Origin of the sequence: Streptomyces sp. NPDC006283, assembly GCF_040613325.1 — a bacterium.
GTDB lineage: Bacteria > Actinomycetota > Actinomycetes > Streptomycetales > Streptomycetaceae > Streptomyces.
In genome coordinates, this window is record NZ_JBEXRZ010000393.1 from 1 (window position 1) to 2,890 (window position 2,890).

The window sequence follows — 2,890 nt, forward strand, 5'->3', positions numbered from 1 at the left end:
GGCGTGTGCGGTAGGAGTCGCCGGTGAGGGTGAGGACCTCGGCGTGGTGGACCAAGCTCGACGCCGTCCCGGAGGACGGTGGCCTCGATGAGGCCGTACGGGCGGTCCGCCGCGAAGTAGACCTCGTTGTCGTTCTTGAGACCGAACGGTTCGAGGTCGACCAGGAAGTGGTGGTTGTTCGGCAGCGAGAAGCGGATCTCGTCGATCTCGCTACGGCTGTTGATGACCCGCGAACCCATCTGGTAGAGGGTCTGCTGCAGCGAGAGCGAGTACGTCTCGGCGAAGGCCTGCAGGATGTGCTTCTTGGCCTGCGCGTACGACTTCTCCCAGTTGGGCATCCGGTCTTCGTCGCTGGTCCAGTTGTAGCGCCACGCCGCGGCGACGTCGGTGCACAGGATGCGGTCGTACGCCTCCTGGAGCGTCGTGTACTTGTCCTTGACGTAGCCCCAGAACTCCGAGTTGGTGGAGTTCATGACGGTGAGGTCCTTGAGGCCGGTAACGACCTCCCACTTCTCACCGTCGAAGGTGATCTGGGCGGTGCGCAGCTCCTGGCCCTTGCGGGCGAAGGAGTGGTTGACCTCGTCGGAGCCGATGAACTTGGAGCTGTTGTCCGAGGTGGCGATGCGCTCCCAGGAGTACTCCTCGATGCGGATGCGCGCCCGGTGAATCGGCTCCTGACTCGTCACGAAGTGGCGGGCGAGGTGAATGCCGAACTGCTCGGCGGACTCGATGCCGTACTCCTTGGCGAACGCGTACACCGTGTTCTTGGTGGTGTCGGTCGGCAGGACGTTGGCGTTGGAGCCGGAGTAGTGGACGTCGTCCATGTCGCCGGAGAGGGCGACGGAGACGTTCAGGTCCTTGATGTGATGGGTGTCGCCGTCCCGCGTGATCTTGACGACTCGGTTCTCTGCTTTGCCGTACTGGTTCTGGCCGAGAATCGTGGGCATGTCTGCTAGCTCCCTCGGTAAACGGAGTAGCCGAACGGGTTGAGCAGCAGCGGTACGTGGTAGTGCTCGCCCGGTACGACGGCGAAGGTGATCGCCACTTCCGGGAAGAACACACCGGATGCACCGCTGTCCCGATTCGCGGGGGCGTCCTGCTGCGCATCGGCTTGCTTGTTCTCGAAGTACGTCTCGGTCTCGAAGTCGAGACGCACGTGTGTCGTGCCTTCCGGCAGGGCCGGCAGGTCCTTGCAGCGCCCGTCCGCGTCGGTTTTCGAACCGCCGAGCGCCACCCACTGGTCCTTGGCGCCACTGCGGGCGGACAGTGAGATGGCGACGCCCTCGGCGGGGCGTCCGACGCTGGTGTCCAGGATGTGCGTGGACACCGAGGCCGTGGTGTGCGTGCTCATGCGCTGTGTTCCTCTGCGAGCTCTGCGAGACGGGTCAGACGGATGCGGTTGATCTTGCCCAGTTCGGCGCGGACGATCTCCCGCTCCTGTTCGGGCGAGTTGCCGATCCGCTCGCGTACTGCGTCCCGCATCTGCTCGCCTGTACGGCCGGTGGCGCAGATCAGGAAGACATGGCCGAACTTGTCCTGGTAGGCAAGGTTCAGCTCGAGCATTTCGGCCTTGAGGGCCTCGGAAGCGCCGGCCATCCCGCTCTGTTCGCGGGAGGAGGTCGGGTCCCCGGGCTTCGGCCGGCCGATCGGCGGGTGACCGGCCATCGCCTCGGCCAGATCCTCGGCGGTCAGCTCCGCCATGGCGGCGTCACTGGCCTCGAAGAGGGCCTCGGTGGTGGCGTACGGTCGCTGGGCGAGCAGTTTGCTCCCCCACGCCGAACTGGCGCACACCTCGTGCAGTGCGGCCAGGGCCGCACTGTCCTCGGAGGCGTTGAACCGGGCGAGGCCCGGGTTCGGAAGTGAAGTCACGGGAGCCTCCGTGGCCTGTTTCATCGTGGTGCGTCGGACGGGCTGCGGATAGCTAACGCCCTTCGGCAACACGACGTCAACACTTTGTTGAAAACTTGGGGTGGCAAATAAGGCGCCCAGCCTGACCCGGCGCGGCACCCTCGAGCGGTCCCCGCCGCCACCCCTGCGCGGCTTCCGTGCGGCTTCCGTGCGGCTGCCGTGCGGCTGCCGCAGGCCCGACCGGGCGTCCGACACCGTTGCAGCATCACGCTGCGCCCTGCGAACCCGTACGACTTAGTGTCGGACATGTCCCCATTCGACCGGAGCATCGCCTCCGGTTGCTCGTTTCACCGACAACGATGTCGGCATCGCCAGGAGCAAGTACATGAAAAGCGTTCGTCGCTTCGCCGCCTGCACGGCAGCAAGCGCTCTCCTCAGCCTGGGCGCCGTTGCCCTCGCCACCCCCGCACATGCCCAGACCGCCGTGGTCGCCGAAGCCGCGGCGGACGACCCCCTGGGCGGCGTCACCGGAGGCCTCGGCGACCTTCTCGGGGGCCTGCTCGGCACGGTCACCGGCACCCTCGGCCTGGTGACCGGCATCCTCGACGGTGTCGTCGGTGGCCTGTCGGGCCTCGGCGACACCCCGGCGGCAGACCTGCCGGCGACCGGGGAAGCCCCCGCGGCGGAAGCGCCCGCAACCGGTAACACCCCCGCGGTGGAAGCGCCGGCGATCGGCGACACCCCCGCGGCGGAAACGCCGGCGACCGACGAGCTCCCCGTGCCGCGGCCTCCGGCGACGGTCGGTGCACTCCCCGGCACCGGGGGCCTCACCGACTCGGGGGGCCTCCCCGCCGCCGGTGACTTCCCCGGCGCCGAGTACCTTCCGTCGGCCGACGGTCTGTCCGCCTACGAACTCCCCGCGATCGGCGACCTCCCGGGCGCCCAGTACCTGCCCGCCACCGCCGGCCTGTCGGGTGCCGCGGTCGCAGGTGGCGGAGTCTGACCCTGCCGCACAGCGCAGCGCCGGCCTCGACGTGTGTCG

The 2,890-nt window shown here is 68.1% G+C and carries 4 protein-coding genes; 1 reads left to right on the forward strand and 3 read right to left on the reverse strand.

Annotation, left to right across the window (positions count from 1 at the left end):
• The 3 genes from pucL to uraD form a co-directional block, all read right to left on the reverse strand.
• Positions 1-947 (reverse strand): factor-independent urate hydroxylase (gene pucL, locus ABZ070_RS36435; RefSeq protein WP_356640387.1); only part of this gene is annotated, 947 nt, incomplete at its 3' end.
• 5 nt (positions 948-952) lie between these two features.
• On the reverse strand, positions 953-1,351 hold the full coding sequence (gene uraH, locus ABZ070_RS36440) for a hydroxyisourate hydrolase (RefSeq protein ID WP_356640389.1): 399 nt from the start codon (positions 1,349-1,351) through the stop codon (positions 953-955).
• A complete protein-coding gene (gene uraD / locus ABZ070_RS36445; RefSeq protein WP_356640391.1) occupies positions 1,348-1,869 on the reverse strand; it encodes a 2-oxo-4-hydroxy-4-carboxy-5-ureidoimidazoline decarboxylase in 522 nt (173 codons plus the stop codon). The genes uraH and uraD overlap by 4 nt, the downstream gene beginning before the upstream one ends.
• 364 nt (positions 1,870-2,233) lie before the next feature.
• Here uraD and ABZ070_RS36450 point away from each other — a divergent pair, with 364 nt between their 5' ends.
• On the forward strand, positions 2,234-2,851 hold the full coding sequence (locus tag ABZ070_RS36450; protein ID WP_356640393.1) for a hypothetical protein: 618 nt from the start codon (positions 2,234-2,236) through the stop codon (positions 2,849-2,851).
• Positions 2,852-2,890: the final 39 nt, after the last annotated feature.